The following is a 19,463-nucleotide window of genomic DNA, read 5'->3' as shown; positions in this document are numbered from 1 at the left end:
CGGGTCAGTCAAGCCGTCATCGGCGTGCAAGAGACACCGTGCACGCGTGAGTTCCCGCGTCTTGTATGTGCCAGCCGAAAGCATCGCGTTCAGTTCCGCTCGTTCATCGGCAGACAGATCGACAGAGTACTGTTGAGTTCGTGGCATGGTCTACTTCAGAAGATTTCTGAACACTCTCTAGAGGCGCTCTACGTAGATAAAGCTAGCAGTTCAGGACTGAAGCCGCACTAGAGGAGATCAAGGGCATCCCGATTGAATCGGTCACCGGGGAGATGGCTGCACCTGACGAAGACCCCCAACGGTTTGTGGAAGCGATCGACTCATTCTTAGAGGATGAGGAACCCGATGTCGGCGAGTGGGTTCGAGAACCCGACGGGTCGGAGACATTAAGCCTCGAATTTGACCTCTCGTTAGAATCGGTCGGCGAGGTATGTGCCGAGCAACGGTTCGTTCCGGTGAAACTCTACGATGGCGAACGAGGTGTCGCGGTCATTTCGAGGGACGTTACCGCGCGCAGGGACAAAGAGAAAGAAATCCAGACGCATCTGGAGCAAGCCCAAGAGGTCGGGAACGTGGGGAGTTGGCATGTGGATATTGACACTAGTGACCTCCAGTGGTCGGACGAATGTTATCGGCTCTTCGGCTTGGAACCGGGAACGCCGATGACGTATGAACGGTTCCTGGAGCTGGTTCATCCCGATGACCGTGAGAAAGTTGACGAAGCGTGGAGTGAAGCAATAAAAGAGGGCAGCTACGACATCGAGCATCGAATCGTGGTAGACGGCAAGACACGATGGGTGCAGGAAACAGCAGCGGTTGAATTCGACGCAAACGGAGAGCCAGAGAGCGGTATCGGCGTTGTCCGAGACATTACCGAACAGGTCCAGCAGACCCGCGAGATACGCGCACAGAAAGAGCGGTACGAGTCGTTATTTAATAGCGTCAGCGGTGCGGTCGTAGTCACGGATCTCGATGGCACGATCACGACGTGCAACCCGGGCTTTACCGATCTGTTCGGGTACGAGAGTGACGACATCGAGGGAAATCATCCCAGTACCATCACAGACGAGAGTACGGATGTAGAGCGACTGCTTGAGACGACAGACACCTCCCGAGAACCACTCCTCCGTAATTTCCAGAAAAAATCGGGACAGGTCTTCCCGAGTGAAACACGGAGTTCGCCGCTTCGAACGCACAATGGCGACATTGATGGACATGTGGTACACATAATTGACGTATCTGAGGAACAAGCAAACCGCGAGCAACTGCAAGTTCTCAGCCGTGTCTTCCGGCACAACGTAAAGAATGACATGAACGTTATCATAGGGCATGCCAAAGTCATTGAACAACAAGGGTCAAATGCAGTGTTGTCCAACGCTGAGATGATACTCGAAAAAAGCCGAGACTTCGTTGAGATGGCGGAGAATCAACATAGAATCACGAAACTTCTGACGAAGAACGCTGAAACCGTCGATGTGGATTTGGCCCCGACAATTAGACAGGCTGTCTCAGACGTGCAGACGCAATACCCTGATGCGACATTGCAGACGGATCTGGATCCCAACTGTCAGGCGAACACTACGCGTGAGATTGCTGAAGCGATTCGGGAATTGGTAGAGAATGCGATTATTCATTCGGACCAAGCGAGCCCGAGGGTTAATATCCACCTCCGAGATACGGAGACAGTGACTGAACTGACGGTACGGGACGATGGACCGGGAATTCCAGAACAAGAATGGAACGTGTTGACAGCAGACGGCGATATCAATCCGTTAAACCATGGGACGGGACTCGGTCTGTGGCTCGTCAATCAAGTTGTTCGTCGTTCGAACGGAACGATGTCGTTTGACACGAACGACTCGGGAGGGTCTACGGTGACTGTTCGTCTTCCCAAGGATAGTTCTCGCTCAAAACAAAGGACGAATTAAAAATGGCCATAGTTGAGTGTCCTACGTGCGATATCTCTACTGTAATCGGGCTTCCAAGCGATACAACAGTAGAGAGTATCTCAGCGAAAGGCGTGATAAAAACGTTCGAAGACGGTCGGAAGACACGAAAAGTGAATTGCTCGCAGGGACACGATGTTTACGTAACATTCAGTCCACGATAACTGGCAAAGGCAATTCTGCTCCCCGACCAGTCCGGTTGTCTCTGAAGCCATGCATAAGGAACTCCAGCAAGCCTACGAAGATATCCGGTATGTCGTTGGCGTTTATATCCAGCAAGGGGGAACGACCAACAGGAGACAGACTGTTACAACGCGCCCATAAGTCGAGAGGATTTCAACCGGGTTCAAGTCCACGACTGCGTGAGTGCTTCCCGAACCGACACTGGAATTTTGATACATAACGTCAACGGAACGTAATCATTCGATAACCCGTCATAAGTAGAGTTCTGTAACAAGATCGTCCGTTCAGTCGTGTACTGGTCGGGATGTGGTGACCATTACGCGCGTTCTATTTAGCATTCAGCGAACCGATTCCTAAGCAAACTGTCAAAATCCTACTGCAACATAGAGAGCGTGAAGTCAGCACGAAGGCTGTATTTGTTCCACGTTGAAACTGCTGAACCAACCGCTCACTAAGGGTGCCTATTGACCAAGGAGAGGTCTGTCAGTTCAAGATAATTTTATGACAACCGTGCGAGATACAGAGCGCGTATCGATGACCAACCATCTGGAGCAACAGATGAGCATAGCATACATAGCTTTCCTCAGTTGTTAATATAAAATGACTCATGTGAGTGGATATGGATTATGGACATCTCATATTCTCATCGGCGGAGAATCCTAGTTGGTGTGAAGACTGTTCGAATTCTTATTTGCACACGGAGGATATCATGAGTGACCGTGAAACGCAGAAGTGGTACAATTGGAGATATCAGCAAGGATGGGGGCTACTAATCGGTTTCTCTATCGGAGCGGCTATTGGATTCGCAGTAGATGACTTTGCGCTCTGGATCGCTATCGGGATGGCGCTTGGTGTCGCTTTTGAAGCGTCGATGAATCGAAAGTGATGGCCTTGCTGGAATACGCAGGTAGTGACAGGCTCCGTTTATGATGCTGTATTCATCCTCTGTATCGACCGATTCACTACTCTGGAAGCGAGGGAGAACTCCATGCAAGACTCGCGCTCTGTATTCAGCAGAATCGCTGAAACCTATCACTGGCTAAGGATTTCAACAAGGCCAAAATTGCCCAACAGCCTTGCACACCAAGCCACTAATTCATATGTAAAAAAAAAGAATGAAGTGTGTGACCCAGGCACCAGACGCTTTATTCGAGGCGCTGTCTGACCCATACCGTCGCCAGCTACTCGTTGCTTTGTTAGACCACAATCCGCAGGATGACAGCGACCGAGACCCGTTGAACGTCGTTTCCGACGATGTTGAGCCAGAGGTTCTCGAAACCGCGCTCTTTCACAGCCATCTCCCGAAGCTCGAAGAGATGGGATACATCAGATGGGACCGGGATTCTAACGAAATAAGCAAAGGACCAGAGTGGGACGAAATTGAGCCCCTACTCACCCTTATCCATGACCATCAAGATGAACTCCCTGAAGACTGGTTGTAAACAATATCCGGTCTGTATTGAGCGATTGGATGTACTGTTCTGGAAGCATCGAGAATATGCTGCTCATAGATCAGCCTCCTGTGCGCCGCCGATATTTAATCGAAACATCTTCGAGATGCCCAACAGCGCCTCCCAGCGCTGTGCGTTGTAGGCACCAGTCAACCCCTCGTCCCAGTAGTGCCCGCGCTGCTGGGGGACGATCCACGGGTTCGTGACTGCTTCAGGATAGACCGACCAGCCGTTGGTCAACCACGGTTCGAACCTATCGCTGAGGTCTTCGAGCTGGATATCTTCGCCGACCTCAGTTGTTGCCCGGTAGAAGTGCCACGGCTTGACCGAATGTACCAGCGGGTGGGTTTCACCGCTCGTTTCCAGCGTCGGGTAGGTCTTGTTCAGGTAGTGATACCCGTCGACGTGGATTGCATCGATGTCGCCAACCTCGTTGATTTCGAGCATGACTGGTTCGCGGTCGAGCGGATGACTATCCGCAGATGTGACGCCCTCCTGGGTGACGTAGTAGCAGTAGTACACCGCCATCGACGTGTCCTGTTCCGTCGAGTCGACGCGCCACGCGTACCACGCGGTGGGTTTGATGTCGAGATGTCTGGTGACGACGTACGGTTTGTACGTTGCCAGCCAGTCCTCGTCGTAGGAGATCGTGACGTAGTCGGGCTGACTCTCGTAGGCTGCTGTGGCGGTCGAGGAGAGTGTTGTCACGCCAGTTGCCGTAGCGACTGCCGTTGCTGCCTCCGACAAGAACTCCCGACGCCCTGGCATGCTTACAGCCCCACTTGAGCTTGAGCCCGCGCGAGGAATTGCGTCAGTCGCGTCTGCCCGTTCGCTGCGTCACGACTCTGTGCGGCGTCGGTCCGGGCGTCTTGCTGAGACTCGCCGCTCTCGTCCTGTGTGACCAATTTCGAGGCGTTGACCATCCCGCTGCCGACTTCACTGGAGCCCGCGTTCGGGACTGCCGTGGTGGTATTTTTCACGAGGGCAGTAAACTCCGCTGTCTCGTTTTCGAGGTCGGGGTTGGCGTCGAGGCCGAGCGTCGCGACGCCCACTGCGAGTGGCGTAGCCATGCTCGTTCCGGAGAGCGTCGAGTTCGAGCGGATATCGGACTCGGAGTAGACCGGAACGGTGACGGACATACCCACCGCGGCCACGTCCGGCCCTTCGCCGGTCGTGGTCCCCATCGAACCGTCGCTAAATCCATTGTCCTCACCGGTCTGGCTGAAGTACGCCGGCCCAGCAGTACTCGGCGCACTAGCATTCGTCGCTGCGACGCCGACGACACCCTCGTCAGGCACGTCCGATGGCGAGGCGATCTGCGCCGGTCGGGTCGTGCGACTGTTGCCGACGGCCACGAAGATCGCCGTCCCGTTACCAGCGACGAAGTCTCGCATCGCATCGGCCAGCGCTTCGTCGTAGACCGGGCTGCCCAGCGACATGCTCAGGATGTCCGCGTCTTGCTGTTCGGCCCACCGAATCCCATTGATGATGTCTGCCGTCGACCCAGAGCCATCGTCGGCGAGCGTCTTGCCGATGAGCAGATTCGCGTCGGGCGCGACGCCTTGCAGCGCCTCATTGCTGGCGTTCGACGCCAGACTTGAGGCCACCCACGACCCGTGGCCATCGCCGTCACTCACATTTTCGAAGTCGTTGCTCGCGACTGCGTCTTCGTCAGTCACGAAGTTGCGCGCGGCTGTGATGCGGTCGCCGTAGAGTGGGTCGGCTGTCCCGTTCCGAACGTTCAGCCCGGTGTCGAGCACGGCCACGTCGACGCCAGTTCCATCTTCGCTCACGCTGTCTGCGCCGACATACTCGTTGACTGTGCCGATGTCCGTCGCGTTTGCCTCGAACGCAATTCCTGTGGTTTCGGGACCGTCACCAGGCAGCACTCCGCTGAGTCCCCGCTGTGGAATCTCGAACTCCTCAGCGCTCAGTCCGTCTGGTTGGTCTGGCACTGAGTGGCGGTAGTTCGGTGAGACGCTCTCGATGTAACTCCGGCCTTCAAGCGGCGTGTCGGCGACTGGCGTGCCGGCCAGCGCGGCAGTGAGCGGTGCATCGAAGATGCCAGGGGTCTGGACCTGCCAGCGTGGTCCGGAGACCGTCGCAATGTTCGACGCGTTGTCGTGGCTCTCAATATCGAACTGGCTGGAGCTCTCAGCCCACGCTTCCAGACTATCGAACTCATCATCTTCGTAACTCACAACGAACGAGGGCGTCGACTCTGCGCCGAAGTTGACGATATCAACATCACTCGCTTGTGCTTGTGCGGCGACCGGCATCGCAATCGTCGACGTAAGCATCAGACCGACGAGTAGCAAGCCAACGAGGCGGCGGCTCATGCCGCAGCACCTCCGTTGCCACCACGACCACGGCGGCGAGCCAGGGCTCCGGCCGGGATGACTACCAGCAAGGCACCCATTGAGATCGACGTGCCACCAAGGCCGTCAACTAGGCCACTCACCTGCACCTGGAGTTTCGCAACTTCCCACTTCGCGCGTTCCCACGAAGTGGCAGCGATGCCCTGCGGTTGGCGGACATCCAACGTCACCTGTCCGTTCGCGTCAGTGTAGGTCTCGATGAGCGTCTGGTTTGAAGAGAACCGAGCGTCACCCTGCGAGTCAGTCAGCGGCTGGCCGTTTCGATAGATGTACGTCCCATCTTCGGGCATCGCCTGGGCGTGGATGATAACCCGCGAACGCGTTGAGACTGAGGAGCCGTCTTCGCGCAGGACGCTCATCTTGATGTTGCCCGACGGACTCTCTTGAATGTCACCCGGGTAGGCGTGGATGCGCGTGGGGACATCGTCGTTCTGGCCGACTTTCGCAGCCATTTGCAACTGGCCCGGCCGTTTTTTGATTTCACCGCCAGCGAGACCGTCGGCAGCCAGTGCGTAAATGCCGGTCGGCCCGCTCTGGGCTTTAATCGAAGCCGGGCGTGCGCGGTCTGCATCGTCAGCGCCGATGTGGACTGTTTTCGTCCACTCGTTGCCGTCGACATCCGTGTACGTGAGTTGGAGCGTATGGCGGCCCTCAGATGCAGTCGTGAAGTTGAATCGTGTGCCGTCCTGAATTGCGCCCGTTGAAAGCGTGGTGCCGTTGGGTGCGAAGACAGTCGCTGCGGTGAGCTCGCGGAACGAACTCTCATCGTCGGGGTTGACTGCGACGCTCACCCGGTCGCTCGGTCCCGGAGCGAGTGAAGTCAGCGTGACGCTGTCCACGTCTGGCGCGTCGGCGTTGATGGTCGGATTACTGATCCGTTCCGTGGTTGAGGCGTGTCCGTCGGGGCTTGCTGCAATCCACTCGAATTCGACGCTTGCGGCATCGCCGAGTGGCAGGTCGTTGACCTGCACTTCTGTCGACCCGACGCCCGCGACCGTGCCGGCCGACCTGTCGATTGTGACATACTCATCGGGGACTGTCTTCGTCGTGCCGTTGCTGTAGGTCGCCAAGACCTGCACCTGGGAGTCGTTCAACGCCGTCTGGAACGTCGCGATTGACGAGATTGTCTCCGCGCCGGTCGAGGAGCTGGTATCCGACTCGATTGTGTTGCGGAGGCTATCGATTGTCTGTTCCAGTGCCGCCGTGCGTTCGCGGAGTTCCTCATCGGTGGCTGTTGTGGCGTTGATCTCGAAGTCTTCCTCGTCGATGTCGAACTCTTTGTTGGCGATCTTGTCGAGTTGGTCATCGAGGTCGCCGTTCTGTTCGCTGATCTGTTTCAGCCAGAGGTACTGTTCTTCGAGGTTCGCACGCGTGATGTTGTGTTGCGCGAAGAGGTTCTGGAGGCGCTGACTCTGATTCTCGAAGAGTCCCTCAAGTTTCTGGAAGCGGTCTGAGTAGTTGGTGGCGTTCTCGTAGGGAGTGAAGGAGACTTCACGCATTTCGACATCCGCATTGTCGGTCGGTGCCTGGTAACGAGTTGGCCGAGCCGGGAGGTAGACACTACCGTTCAGGTCGCCCGCATTGGTGAGTGCGCGCAGCACAGTCTGTGGATGTGCGTCGGCGTTGAGTCCGTAGTTAGTCGGGTCAATAGCCGAAATGTTGACCTGACCGTTGTGGTAGGCGGCGACGGCTACCGTTTTGACTGATTCCCCAACTTCGACACTATAATACCCTGACTCGTTTGTCGTCGCTGATGTGGATTCGAATTTGTTGTTCTCGAAGCGGTCGCGAATCTCTTGAGCACGCTTGGTCAGCTGGTTGGCCTCATCGCGGAGATCGTCTTCGATACTGCGGGCCAGCGCGTCCGGACTCCCGACGGAGATGAGATAGGACGCATCCGAGCCCTCGACGGAGATGCGATAGATTCCTGGTGTAAGTTTGGCCGTCCCGTATTCCAGTGAGGATGGATCGCCCAGCCCACCGCCGGCCTCCTCGTCGACGGCGATCTTCGTCGTGGATACCGTATCGCCAGTCGGTGAGAGTTGCTCAGCGATGATTGGTCCAGTGTCAGCTGACTTGCCCGGGTGTTGCGTATCGTATTCACCCTGGATTGCAAAGCCGCTGGGTGGTTCTGGGTCCCAGGGAACAAAGACAAGTTCTTCGTCAGCGGGCAAGACTGTTCCCGGCTGGGAAAGGTCCGCATCGTCCACCCAGGCGCTTGCTGAGATATCCGTGTCGTACGCGAGCGGAACGTTCTGACTTTCTTGGTTGATGATGTCGGATTCGACTGAGAGCGTGCGGTCGAACTCCGGCGGCAGTGGATCACGCGACTCTTCAATGAGTTCTTCGGCGCGCTCTTCGAGACTTCGGCCAGACTCTGCGACAATGTTATTGTAGTTGACGCCAGTGACGCGGACCGTTGCATCGTCAACTGGTTCACCGTCTTGGTTCGTGATTTTGCCACTCACGGGTTCCGTGAACGTCAGGAACTTCCCATTTTTTGCCCAATTGTCGAGCCCCCCATTACTTCCAGCCGCAAAACTCAGTCTATCTATGTTTTTATCCACATCAAATGCCCACGAATCTTCATCAGCCACTACAGCCCCATCTGAATCGTAAACTTCCACGTCAAATGTGTCACCGCTATAGTCGATGTTATGAACCCTAACGCGATACCAGCTTGATGAACCAGATGGTAAATTTGTGATGGTATTACCCTTTATTTTAAAGTCTCCATCACGAAATCCCGTTATTAGAACAGATTCCCCAGAGGAAACGTGGTTTGCAATCACCAATGATCGTCCACTAGATGGGTTTCTAAGATGCATCGAAAACTCAGATGGTCCATTTACATCGCCAGTGAACGCGCTTTCGCCAGTGTCAGAACTTCCCCTTAGAAAGTAGTCACTGTCACCGGGCCCACCACTTACGACATCGTGTATGTTGTCAGGGTCAGAGACTGAACCTAATGTACCATCTTCAAAGTCCTCTATAAGAGTCGAATCACCCGGGTCAGCATCTCCAGCGGAAGTAGGTTCAATCATCGTGATAAATGGTGCAACTGGTGACAGCGCCAGGGCCAAAACGATGAGTAGCGTTGCTATCGGACGGACGTGTCGGAATTTCTGAATCATGGTCTTATGTACTGAACACGATGAGGTTGTGAACAGCCAGTGACGCGAACGCGACGCCAGCAGTCACGAACACGACGTCTCTGATAGTCGTACCAGGCGTAGGCAGGTTGCTTGCAGCTGCAACGGCGTCGAGCGCGGTTGTCGCGACCCGGACTGTGGTCCAGACGAGTGCGATGGTCAGCGCAGCAACCAACAGCGAACCCAGCGGGATGCCAAAGGTAGCGTGCATCGCAGCCGGGAGCGTACTTGTCTCTGCCGCGACGATGCTCTCAGACTGAGGGCTGAGCTTCAGGACGACAACCGTTGAGGCCGTATCCAGCAGTTTGCCGCTAGCGAGGATTGCAGCGGCAGGCATCGGTTGTGAAATGGACGACAGCGACGCTGGCAGCGACAGTGACAGCTGGCGCTGGTCAGGCGTCTCCTGTGGGGTACTCATGTTTGTACTGAAAAGCTGCGTTTGAAATGCTGCGGGCGAGCTACGTCGGGACTTCGTAGGTGCGAATCGTCGCCGAATTCGTCCCTTGCTCGTTCGTCCAGGAGAGACGGACAGTGTCGCCTGGCGATGCCGAGATCGTCGCCGAGTCACCAGACGAGACCTCCGTTCGATTCGCATAGCCGTTGGCGTCGGTCCAGGTCTGGCCGTTCAGCGATATCTGGTCACTGTTGAGCGTCTCTCCGCTCGCGTGAGTCACCGTCACCTCGCCGGCATCTTCGTCGTAAGACACGTCGAAGGTAGCCTGTGGTGCGGTGTCACTGACACGGTCACCCAGGCCAAGCACGAACGTCGCGATGACGGCGGCCAGGATCACTGTGATGGCGACCATCAGAATCACGCCGATGACCGGACTCACGGCATCGTTGCCCGGCCAGAGGCGATGCTGGCGCGTTCTGGGTACCCAGGCACCTGGTGGCGTGTCGGTTCTGGACTGTTCGGTCTCGTCGTCACTGTTGCTAGTCTGTTGAAGCACTGAAAATCACATCCAGTCCCATGTCGACTGGTCTGCGGGGTCGGACATGGCGACCCCGTGGGCGCGAAGCCCATGGCCCGTGGCTGACTCGAACAGCCGTGATACACCGTGTGCGAGCCTATCGCCTGAAAGAAGAGATTACCCCGGTGTCGACCGTTCGCCTTTCTGCATGTCGATAGCAAGCAGTTCGACGATCCGCTGGTCGGTCTTGTCCGTCCCTTGCTTCATCGATTTCGCATCGGAGAGAAGTCCGTCAGCAAGGTCGCGGCTGATCACACCCTCGTCGACAGCATAGTTGAGCCAGAGCTCGATCAGGAACACGAACTCGTCGGCCGGGCTGCCATGGTAGAGTACCCACGTCGATTCGCCCTGTGAGACGTAACCTTCGGTCTCGTTGACGCGGGCGTTTTCGACGTGGTCCATGAAGCCCTCACCGACTGGGTAGTATCCCGGCTCGGTGAGTTCGCGAACGGAACGGTCCTCCCCACTCCAGCTCTCGCCACACAGCGCCGGGACGATGCCCTTCAACATCTTGACGGCGACGTGCTTAGCTTTGTCTTGGCGCTGGGTCGTTTCGTGATATTCGCCGCCCTCGTCGGCGTGTTTGCTGGCGACGGATTCGACTTCGGGCGACCCGTGCCAGTTGTCGCGGCGATGCTTGTCGGCGTCGGTCACGGCCGCCATGCCTGTGTGTGTGCTCATGGATTGCGAGAGGAGTAACTATCGACGGGCGCTGTTGACGCCCGCCGCCCGCCAGCAATCGGTCGCTCACGCAGTTCCTGAGCCACGGGTCGGCGAGGCCGATGGCCGTCCTCAAGGGGTCATCTCCTCGTGGAGACCGTGCTGGTGGGTATTATCTACACTGCCGCCCCGAAGCATCTTAAAAAGTGTACGTTCCTAGAACTATCTTCAAGGAATCTTAGAGACGATTTGGAGGTGCCTCCTGAGCGTCTGCAGTCAATCTTCTCTATGCTCGATGGATTTTTCTAGGATAAGAAGTAAGTATATAGTAATGCGACAGAAGCTACCAGGTGTGCGAAAAAACAAGGTGCGTGAAAAAAGCGGGTCCTACGAGTACGTCATCCCAAGGGACGCTGGTGACGAACTCAACCTGGAACACGGCGAGGTGCCCGAAGAGGTTGCGGTCGATCTGGAAAAGCGAGAGATTACACTCTCGTTTGAGTAGGCTCAAAAACGAAGAAAATCCGTCGAAGTCTTACGAATCCTGGACTTCGTAGTTCCGCAGCGTCGCAGAGTCAGTGCCCTGTTCGTTCTGCCAGGTGATCTTGATGTTGTCACCACTGCCGACCCAGATATCTAGGGAGTCACCAGATGAGATTTCGCTGCCTATACCGTAGCTCGGACCAGCGCCAGCACTGTCAGAATCGCTCCAGGCTTGCCTTCCATCATATCCTGATGATCCAGATACAGATACTTGCTCAGCTTGTAATGTTGCTCCGCCTGCGTGTGTGATGGTGAGAATCCCATCAACCTCGTTGTTTGCTAAACTGGCGTTATCGAATGAATCAGTGCCAGTTGCACTCTCGTCGTAGTCAAAGTTGAAGCTCGCCTGCGGTGCTGTATCGCTAACCTGTTCGCCGAGTCCAAGCACAAACGTCGCGATGACGGCCGCCAGGATCACTGTAATGGCCACCATCAGGATGACGCCAATGACCGGACTCACTGCGTCGTCGTCGTTGAAGAGTTGTTTCAGTTCCATGGTTCGTTGGTCCACGGGTGACGACGAGTTGGCAACACAACCGTTGCTCTCGCAATCGAGTTGCAAATTCAGGTAGTATGCCCACCGACCTGCGCCGCCTCGTCGTTTATTCCGTGTTAGGTACTGCTTACTCCCACAGCGGCTTATATTTGCGGGAGTGATTTCACAAAATGAAATTACCCGTCGCAGGGCAGATGACTGGGGTAATGCCCTGTATACTCTTCGCCACAGAGGTCACAGACACCGCCAGCCTCGAATTCGCCGGGGTTCTGGTTCTGGTTTCGGTCGAATGGTCCCAGCAGTTCCGTTGAGACCTCGCGAAAGCTATCGTCGTAATCGACGATGTTGTTGTGGATCTTCCAGTCGGTTGGATCGGTCTCGCCATCTGCATCTTCAAGGTCGTTAACCGCCAGCCACCGTCTGAAGACCTCCCGTTTCGAGTGCTGTGGTAGGTAGTATATACCCTTGGTGTGCAGGGTCACATTCGGCGAGAATTTGTGAACCCGGTCGCGAAGCTCGCTCCATGTCTGAAATCGATCCGTTGGCATCGGTCCCTCTTTCTCCAACGTCCGAATTGGAACTGGCTTTTTACCCACAGTTATCGACTACATGTACCATTCCCTTATGAGAGTATTGAGAAGGGACATGCCACGATAAAACACAACGGAACCATATCAGTTGCCAACAAGTCGTCCCTGACGACTCGCCAATCAAAAGCAAGACGCACAAATTCACGCCCGTGGAGAGATTGAATGAACTATCCGCTCGCCCCCTCTGGTTGGCCCCTGTTTTGGAGCGTCTGTGGATCGACCCGATCGCCGTCGACATACACGCGGACGTGCTCATTCGCGAGGAAGCGCGTAATTTCACCCTCAATAATAAACTCGTCGACGCCCCGCTCTGGTCCGACGTGATCAATCGCACTGTAGCCGTCGGTAGCCGCTTGCGCATCGGTGGCCTCAATTCCCTCCGATGCGGTGATCGCGTAGACCCCGTACCCGGTGCCAGTACTCTCGATACGGACCGTGTGATCCGCCGAGGTGACGCCACCACCGGATTTCGGCGAGGAAAGCGAGGCTGAGTCAACTTGATCACCGTTCCATCGGACCTCAGCAGCGCCCTTCTGTAAGAATGTCTGAGGTTCGCCGGTGACAGTGTAGGTATCAGTTCCACGTTCCGGGCCGAGCCAGTCGAGGGCTGCCGTCGACTTTTGAATGCCGTCGTCTTCATTGCTCGATATACCGTCTGAAGACACGAGCAAGAAGTACGCCAATCCATCTTCCACGCCATCTTTGGTCACTTCCAGTGTGTTCGACTGGTCGCTATCCACTCCGGAATCGCTACCTTCGGACTCATCTTCACCTGTAGGCTCAGGTGTTGGCGTCGCTGTTGGCTCTGGAGTGGGTGTTGCCGTTGGTTCGGGTGTTGGTGTCGCTGTTGACTCTGGAGTGGGAGTTGCCGTCGGTTCGGGTGTTGGCGCCGCTGTTGGCTCTGGAGTGGGGGTCGCTGTTGGCTCTGGAGTGGGGGTCGCCGTTGGTTCGGTTGTTGAATTTGGCGCTACTTCTGACATCTCAACAGTTACATTTGTCACATAGGTCGTAATTTCGCCTGGCCAGACGCCAAGACGGATCTCTATCTGGCTTCCCCGGGGAAGATCTTGAGGCACGGTTCCGACAAGTGTCCCATTGTGCTCACCGCGACCCGGGTCGTTATCTAAGTTAAATCTCTTTGTGCTATTTGGATGATAAAGGAGGATACGTGGACTACCGGGTTCGCCGTCAAGATTCGGCGACTCGTAGTTTGCTGTAATCTTTGTTCCTTCTTCAAGCGGGCCGACGCGACGATAGACACCAATATGATTCGGGCCACCGTCGACATCAAGTCGGACACTGCCACCGTGCTTTTCGGACCACGAGCCCTCTCCCTTGCTGACGCGCGGTCCGGCCTCAGGAAGACCGATTTGCCACCCATTCGTATCATTTGCAAATTCTTCAGTAAACGGTGGTTCGAGTACCTCGCTTGAAGATGAGGTTTCGTCGTTCTCACCGTCGGGGCCCCCGGAGTCGGCGTTATCATTTTGCTCCTCTCGATCGTTCGACGGGTTCGTAACCGTCACATCTTTTGTGACCTTCTGGGTCGCTCCGTCGTTGTCGGTTACGATAAGCGTGACCGGATTCGTTTCTGCCGAGATGAAATACCATGAAACCTGTTCGCCCTGGGTCTCGATCTCGGAGTCACCGTCAACGTCCCACTTGTATGACTGAATCGAGCCATCTGGATCATTGGCTTCGGCAGTGAAGGTGACTTTTTCATCGATCCTTGGGTCCCCCGGAGCATAGGTGAAATCAACTGTCGGTGGCTCGTTTTCATTATCTCCTGCACCCCTATCCGAGTTCCCTTGGTTCTCGTTAGCGGCTTGGACCTGAATTTCCTTGGTGATCTCACTCGTTGAACCATCGTCAGCCGTCACCTCCAGCGTGACCTCTCTCGTACCACTTGAGGAGAAAGTCCTGTCTGTGCTTGCGCCGGTCGTTTCGTACGAACCATCGCTTCCGAAATCCCATCTATACGAACGAATTTGACTGTCGGATGATGCGACAGTCGCTCTGAGTCGAACCGTCTGCCCTGCCTCTGGTTGCGTTGGTTCGTAAGAAAAGTCAACCTGGAGGTCAGATTGTTGCGGGGCTTCGATTCGTTTCACCGACCAGCCCTGTTGTCCTGTAGTTCCAGTGCCGGGTGATCTTTGATAGCCACGGTCAGGGCTGATAAGTGGCCGAAACGCAGTCCGATAGGAGAGCCATGCCTTTCCTGGACGTTCTTTCTCGAGAACGGCTCGATAGGTGTGTGTTTCATCAGTGTCGTACCCAGAGATGATATCTACGAGAGGATTGTTGAGTGTTGTCTCACCCGAACTTGCTTGGACACGAGTCCCAGGAGAATTACGGACGACCTTCGTGGCCGCGTTCTTGGGTGAGACCGTAGAAATATCGGTAATGTTCAGATTCTGTGAGTGGGAAAGAGAGAGATATCCCTTATCACTGGGCCCTGCTCTAGGTCCGTTGATAACCGTGAACGTGACTGCCATGGTCTCGTCCGGTGAAAGGCGGCGTAACTGTTGCCGGACCTTCGATTTTTCTTCGATAGCTACACTTGGTTTCGGCGTTCGAGTGAGTGGCAAGCGATTATTCTGTATACGATTCTCTTCCACGAACAGAAAACGGTTCAGTGATACCAAGAAATCGTAGAGATTCGGATGATCTGTTTTAGCAGCAGCAGGCATATCATCGACTCCTTCAGTCAGGCATTCGAAATCGAAGGACGGTTTCTTATTACAGAGGATTTGCCGTTCCTTTTTTAGAATGCGACGGACCTTTTCGTAGTCTCGTTGTTCCCATGCTTGCGCTTCCTCGTTATACTGTTTCTCTAACTGCCGCAGTCCCTTACTCACATTCCCATCACTCGCCCTCTGGACACTGTCCAGCGCCATCTGTTTCTTGAGTTCACCAACCAATCCATTAGAGATGTCTCCAACCTGTGAGGCGGCGTCTTCTCCTCTCCCAATACTGTTTAGTTCATCAATCTTCGCGGCGTAGCCCACGACCGGGACATAAGTGGCTGTCGTCTCAACGATAGCAGTTTCGACAATTTCCTTCGAGTAAATTGAGAACGCTTGGGAGATAGCTTGTTGCCGATTTTCTTCGAGTCCTCCAGAATTGAAGATATCGTTGTACATGAGACGGTACTGCTTAACGAGCTTCGCGCGAGCTTGAGCACTCTTTGATAACGATTTTGGCGTTGAGGCCTCTGTGTCCATCGTTGGCTGGACCGGATACCTCACGGTTTTTTGAACTTTCTTGTCGTTCCCGGAGGCAGTTATTTTAATCTTCAGAGTCTCCGATGTTTTTGATGCTGGAAGTTTGACTTTGAATGGAAATCTGTATTCCTCGCCAGCCTGCAGTTGTGAGCCGCCCATATGAATTGAATTTTCACCACCACGTCCAACGTTGGTATAGCCTCCCGAGGAAGACTCTGGGACCGATTCGATTGTCGCACCATTCGGTGAAGTCACTGTGACTGTTATGTACGCATCTGAGACACTCTTCGTTTCAAAAAACCCACTTGAAAGTACGCTCGAACGAAGGTTGAACCAGTAGCTTCCACCCGCTTTATAAGTTGTTCCCGGGGCGGGATCCAGTGAGATCTCTTGGTTGATCTCTTCTCCGAACGCCTCATTTTGTCTTGATTCAGTCGTGACGACACCGGAAACAGTCATCGACGAGATCATCAGCAGACAGATCAGAAAAATACTTGCAGTACCCAAGGGAATCCGCTCAAATTTTTGGGAAGGGAGTTTTAATACCGTTATCAGTGTCCTCTTCAGCCACTTGATGAACTTTTCATCCAGTTTGGATTCTTCGTTCATCCCGGAGTCCATGGCAGAATTTTTTCACCAATCCAACATAACCGTAGTTACATTTTATCACATTTTTGGCTGTTGTCCTTTTTCACGAATCTTGCGAGAAGAAAAAGCAGAATATCTCAGATGGTAACCATTCAAATATAGCATTTCATTGGACGTCACGTTGGATGTGATGTTTAAGCGCTAGAGCAATCGTCGTTGACAAAAACAGGTAGAAAGATACTATTAGTAATAATTTCCCAGTCTTATCTCACATGCTAATTGTTAAAGTGCATTAAAAGGCGTAATTCTTCTCTAGCACTGTAAATAAGAATATCAATGCTGATTTAAACAAGATATAGTTTGAAAATTTTATTATATATGGCTGCAGATGAGTTCTTAACCAACTTATCCAGTTTCGGCAAATACAGTTTCCAACTTGGTGTGAGAATTTAGGGCGTATGAGACAGGAATCTGATTTTCACACAGTTCGGAGAGCGAGCATCGCTATCATCCTCACTGTAATCATCGGGATGATAGCAATGACAGGGCCAGCTGCTGCTGACGATGAATGGCCGAGCGAATGTGATGAGGCACCTGTACTTTCACCGGGAAGTTACAGTGGAACACTCTCACCTGAAGATACTGATGTCTTCCGAGTCGACCTACCATCAGGGGATTACATCTCTATAAACCTCTCATTCTCGTCTAGTGACCCCGAGGCAATACTCAGATACTATGTGCGGGATGGAAGTCTCTCTACAACCAACGGAACAGAGATTGAAGCTGATGAAACCACGCAGTTAGATCGTTCTGGTACGACTTCGCTCGAGATGTATCCCAGCAATTTCTCATTCCGTACGTATTCAGAGACCAATGAGCCAATCTGCGTTGATTTTAGCACAGGTGGTGACCATGCCGGTGACTGGGCACTCTCCTTTACCCCTACTGATGAGACTCCGCCACCAGTCGATGCTACTACGCCACCAATGAACGTTACGCAGCAGATTTTAGAGTTGCAAGAACGGGTTGAGACTTTGGAGCAACGAGTTACCGAACTCGAATCACAGACCAATGCCACCACGACCCCTGAGTAGACCGGGTGACAATTGGTTGTTGACACGCGGGCTGAAATAGGGGTTCATGAATTCTACTGTCTTAGATCTAAAAGGCTCTGTTGAAACCCTCAGAGAGTTACATGTTCACCGTATAATTCGACGAGATGAAGCCCCTCCCGAAGTCGCAGATTCTCCGGTTTACTGAGAAGGCGATCCATCTGGCACGTCGAGCTGTCTCTCAATACACCTCAAAGTTCTCCAAACACCGCTACACACTTCCGCAGCACGTTGTTCTGCTGTGTCTCAAAGTTCAGAAGAACACGACCTATCGTGGTCTGCTTGATGAACTGATTGAGATGCCACGCATCCGTCGTGTTCTCGGGCTAACCGAGCTTCCTACTGCTTCAACGCTCTGTAAGGCGTTTAACCGGCTTGATATGGCTGTGTGGCGTATCATTTTGACTCTCTCAGCGACGCTACTTCCGACAAGCGGAGTTGTTGGTGTTGACGCGTCAGGGTTCGAACGTAGTCACGCTTTGAAACACTACACGAAACGTGCTGAACTCACGATTCAGCAACTCAAAGTGACGCTATTGGTTGATGCGAAGGTGAACGCAATCCTCGATTTACACGTGACGACGACACGAACACACGATAGCCAGATTGCTCCGTCGTTGATCAAGCGCAACCCCGAGTGTATCGATATTCTCCTCGGAGACAAAGGCTACGACGATCAGAAAATCAGACGGCTCGCCCGGCAACACGAGGTTCGGCCACTGATTAAGCATCGTGAGTTCACATCACTCCACAAGGCATGGAACGTACGCTTAGACGCTGATCTCTACGGACAACGGAGTCAATCCGAGACTGTGAACTCAACGCTCAAGCGAAAGTACGGTGCGTTTGTCCGCTCACGACGATGGTGGAAACAGTTCCGTGAACTCACCATTGCCTGTCTCATTCATAATGTAGATCGATCACTCTAAGCGTCAATACAGGGAACTCACGCACCGACATCTAACGCCGATTTCTCCACAATATGTCAGTAGCGGCGTGCGAGATACAGAGGATGAAGTCAGCACGGCACTCACGTTCAACCACCCCTCTCTAATGGATCAGCCACTCACTGCGTGCGTACTCAGTATGATAGACCCGAGTGCCTCGGACCTCGTAGGAGGTCACTTCGGCTCGAAAACGTACATATGCTCGATATTGACATCGTAGAATACGGTTCCGCGTGGTAGCCGGTAAAATCGCCAGAGTGCATACAGATCGCCTGCTCCTCCTGCGGTGTTGAGGACAAGAATAACGAACGCTGTCGTGGCAATCACCGGATTGGGGACAGCGAGCAAGGGGAGACAAACTACGGTGAGGATAGCAAGTGGTGCGATTCCTACTCGGAGATTATGTTCGCGGGAGTGAAACTGGTGAAACACCGCAGCGTACACCGCTCCCATCCGCCAGTAGACGCCATAACTCACTTCGTACCCGTACCGCTGGTAGACCACGCCGTGGAGCAATTCGTGAACGATTGCGACGCCTAAAAATCCGAACAGGAAGGGGACTGCTGTCTTGCCAAGATCAAATACAATCGCGACCTCGTCCCCGGCACCTACTTCAAAGACCACCGGCAAGACCTCCAGCCCTTGTAACTGGACCAAAAGCCACCCATAGACGATAACGGAAACAATCAGGAGCGCCGACGCACTCACGAAGAGGAGCAGTTTAGGGTACTCGAATTGATATGGTTCAGCGTACCCCTCGGGTGGCTTGGGTGCAGATACGGTGTCGACTTCACCTCCCATCACGCCTTTCGGACTCTCGTCAGTCATTATTCGGTGGTTGACTCAGAGTCATTTATTCGTAACGTTGCCTCGTACTACCCTCAGTATGTACCAACGATTCCAACACCTCGATTCTTGAACGATGACCGTGCGAGATACGTGCGTTGTATTCAGCAGGACCGTTGAAACCTATCACCGGTTGAGGGTTTCAACAAGGCCATCTAAAACTGCCTTTGAACAGGTCACAAGGTCTTGATGTTAGAGATTATCTGCTCTGTTGGAACCCCAGGAGATGATATATACCGGCGGTCGTGTTGACTCGATGGAAATTCTGCTATCCCAGCGGAGCGTGAATCAACTATGGGACGCAAGAGACCGAGCTGTATTCCGTGCCGTAGAGCACGTGGTGCTGACTGGTCCGAGTGCGAAAGAAGCCGAGCTA

At 54.0% G+C, this 19,463-nt stretch carries 17 protein-coding genes; 7 read left to right on the top strand and 10 right to left on the bottom strand.

The genetic code is table 11. The annotated features are described in order from the left end of the window. Window positions 1-272 precede the first annotated feature (272 nt). From WDJ60_RS18240 to WDJ60_RS18235, 4 genes are all read left to right on the top strand, one after another. On the top strand, window positions 273-1,928 hold the full coding sequence (locus WDJ60_RS18240; protein WP_340102167.1) for a PAS domain S-box protein: 1,656 nt from the start codon (window positions 273-275) through the stop codon (window positions 1,926-1,928). Between the two features lie 2 nt (window positions 1,929-1,930). Next, on the top strand, window positions 1,931-2,110 hold the full coding sequence (locus WDJ60_RS18950) for a hypothetical protein (protein ID WP_465269253.1): 180 nt from the start codon (window positions 1,931-1,933) through the stop codon (window positions 2,108-2,110). Window positions 2,111-2,748: 638 nt separating this feature from the next. Beyond that, window positions 2,749-3,015, top strand: coding sequence for a hypothetical protein (locus tag WDJ60_RS18945; protein ID WP_465269252.1), 267 nt, complete (start codon window positions 2,749-2,751; stop codon window positions 3,013-3,015). A 238-nt stretch (window positions 3,016-3,253) separates the two neighbouring features. Then, window positions 3,254-3,571 (top strand): DUF7344 domain-containing protein, encoded by a 318-nt coding sequence (locus WDJ60_RS18235; protein WP_340102166.1) that lies wholly within the window; start codon window positions 3,254-3,256, stop codon window positions 3,569-3,571. 63 nt (window positions 3,572-3,634) lie between these two features. Here the strand turns inward: WDJ60_RS18235 and WDJ60_RS18230 are convergent, their stop codons facing one another. The 6 genes from WDJ60_RS18230 to WDJ60_RS18205 form a co-directional block, all read right to left on the bottom strand. Beyond that, window positions 3,635-4,348, bottom strand: coding sequence for a hypothetical protein (locus WDJ60_RS18230; RefSeq protein ID WP_340102165.1), 714 nt, complete (start codon window positions 4,346-4,348; stop codon window positions 3,635-3,637). A gap of 2 nt (window positions 4,349-4,350) precedes the next feature. Next, entirely contained in the window at window positions 4,351-5,919 is a 1,569-nt protein-coding gene (locus WDJ60_RS18225) for a S8 family serine peptidase (protein WP_340102163.1), read from the bottom strand. After that, a complete protein-coding gene (locus WDJ60_RS18220; protein ID WP_340102161.1) occupies window positions 5,916-8,426 on the bottom strand; it encodes a hypothetical protein in 2,511 nt (836 codons plus the stop codon). Before WDJ60_RS18220 ends, WDJ60_RS18225 begins: the two co-directional genes overlap by 4 nt. Window positions 8,427-9,096: 670 nt before the next feature. Further along, window positions 9,097-9,528: a hypothetical protein gene (locus WDJ60_RS18215; protein WP_340102160.1), complete on the bottom strand. Its 432-nt coding sequence runs from the start codon at window positions 9,526-9,528 to the stop codon at window positions 9,097-9,099. Window positions 9,529-9,568: 40 nt separating this feature from the next. Beyond that, window positions 9,569-9,943, bottom strand: coding sequence for a type IV pilin N-terminal domain-containing protein (locus tag WDJ60_RS18210; protein ID WP_340102168.1), 375 nt, complete (start codon window positions 9,941-9,943; stop codon window positions 9,569-9,571). 255 nt (window positions 9,944-10,198) lie between these two features. Continuing rightward, window positions 10,199-10,762: a hypothetical protein gene (locus WDJ60_RS18205; protein WP_340102159.1), complete on the bottom strand. Its 564-nt coding sequence runs from the start codon at window positions 10,760-10,762 to the stop codon at window positions 10,199-10,201. Between the two features lie 310 nt (window positions 10,763-11,072). Between WDJ60_RS18205 and WDJ60_RS18200 the strand changes: the two genes are divergently transcribed. Next, a complete protein-coding gene (locus WDJ60_RS18200; protein ID WP_340102157.1) occupies window positions 11,073-11,246 on the top strand; it encodes a hypothetical protein in 174 nt (57 codons plus the stop codon). 30 nt (window positions 11,247-11,276) lie between these two features. Here WDJ60_RS18200 and WDJ60_RS18195 read toward each other — a convergent pair whose 3' ends face one another. The 3 genes from WDJ60_RS18195 to WDJ60_RS18185 form a co-directional block, all read right to left on the bottom strand. After that, a complete protein-coding gene (locus WDJ60_RS18195; protein WP_340102156.1) occupies window positions 11,277-11,780 on the bottom strand; it encodes a type IV pilin N-terminal domain-containing protein in 504 nt (167 codons plus the stop codon). Between the two features lie 176 nt (window positions 11,781-11,956). Beyond that, entirely contained in the window at window positions 11,957-12,346 is a 390-nt protein-coding gene (locus WDJ60_RS18190) for a hypothetical protein (protein WP_340102155.1), read from the bottom strand. Window positions 12,347-12,537: 191 nt separating this feature from the next. Further along, window positions 12,538-16,215, bottom strand: a complete 3,678-nt coding sequence (locus WDJ60_RS18185) for a PKD domain-containing protein (protein WP_340102154.1) — start codon at window positions 16,213-16,215, stop codon at window positions 12,538-12,540. A 425-nt stretch (window positions 16,216-16,640) separates the two neighbouring features. Between WDJ60_RS18185 and WDJ60_RS18180 the strand changes: the two genes are divergently transcribed. Together WDJ60_RS18180 and WDJ60_RS18175 are read left to right on the top strand one after the other, a co-directional pair. Beyond that, complete coding sequence (locus tag WDJ60_RS18180) at window positions 16,641-17,276, top strand: hypothetical protein (RefSeq protein WP_340102153.1); 636 nt, start codon at window positions 16,641-16,643, stop codon at window positions 17,274-17,276. 125 nt (window positions 17,277-17,401) lie between these two features. Continuing rightward, a complete protein-coding gene (locus WDJ60_RS18175; RefSeq protein ID WP_340102151.1) occupies window positions 17,402-18,223 on the top strand; it encodes an IS5 family transposase in 822 nt (273 codons plus the stop codon). Window positions 18,224-18,415: 192 nt separating this feature from the next. Here WDJ60_RS18175 and WDJ60_RS18170 read toward each other — a convergent pair whose 3' ends face one another. Further along, window positions 18,416-19,069 carry a DUF3267 domain-containing protein gene (locus WDJ60_RS18170; protein ID WP_340102150.1) on the bottom strand — a complete coding sequence of 218 codons (654 nt, stop codon included), beginning with the start codon at window positions 19,067-19,069 and terminating at the stop codon, window positions 18,416-18,418. Window positions 19,070-19,463: the final 394 nt, after the last annotated feature.

This window comes from Salinibaculum salinum (assembly GCF_037645885.1).
Lineage (GTDB): Archaea > Halobacteriota > Halobacteria > Halobacteriales > Haloarculaceae > Salinibaculum > Salinibaculum salinum.
Note: the sequence above shows the minus strand (reverse complement) of the source record. Positions and strands in the feature narration are given on the sequence as shown.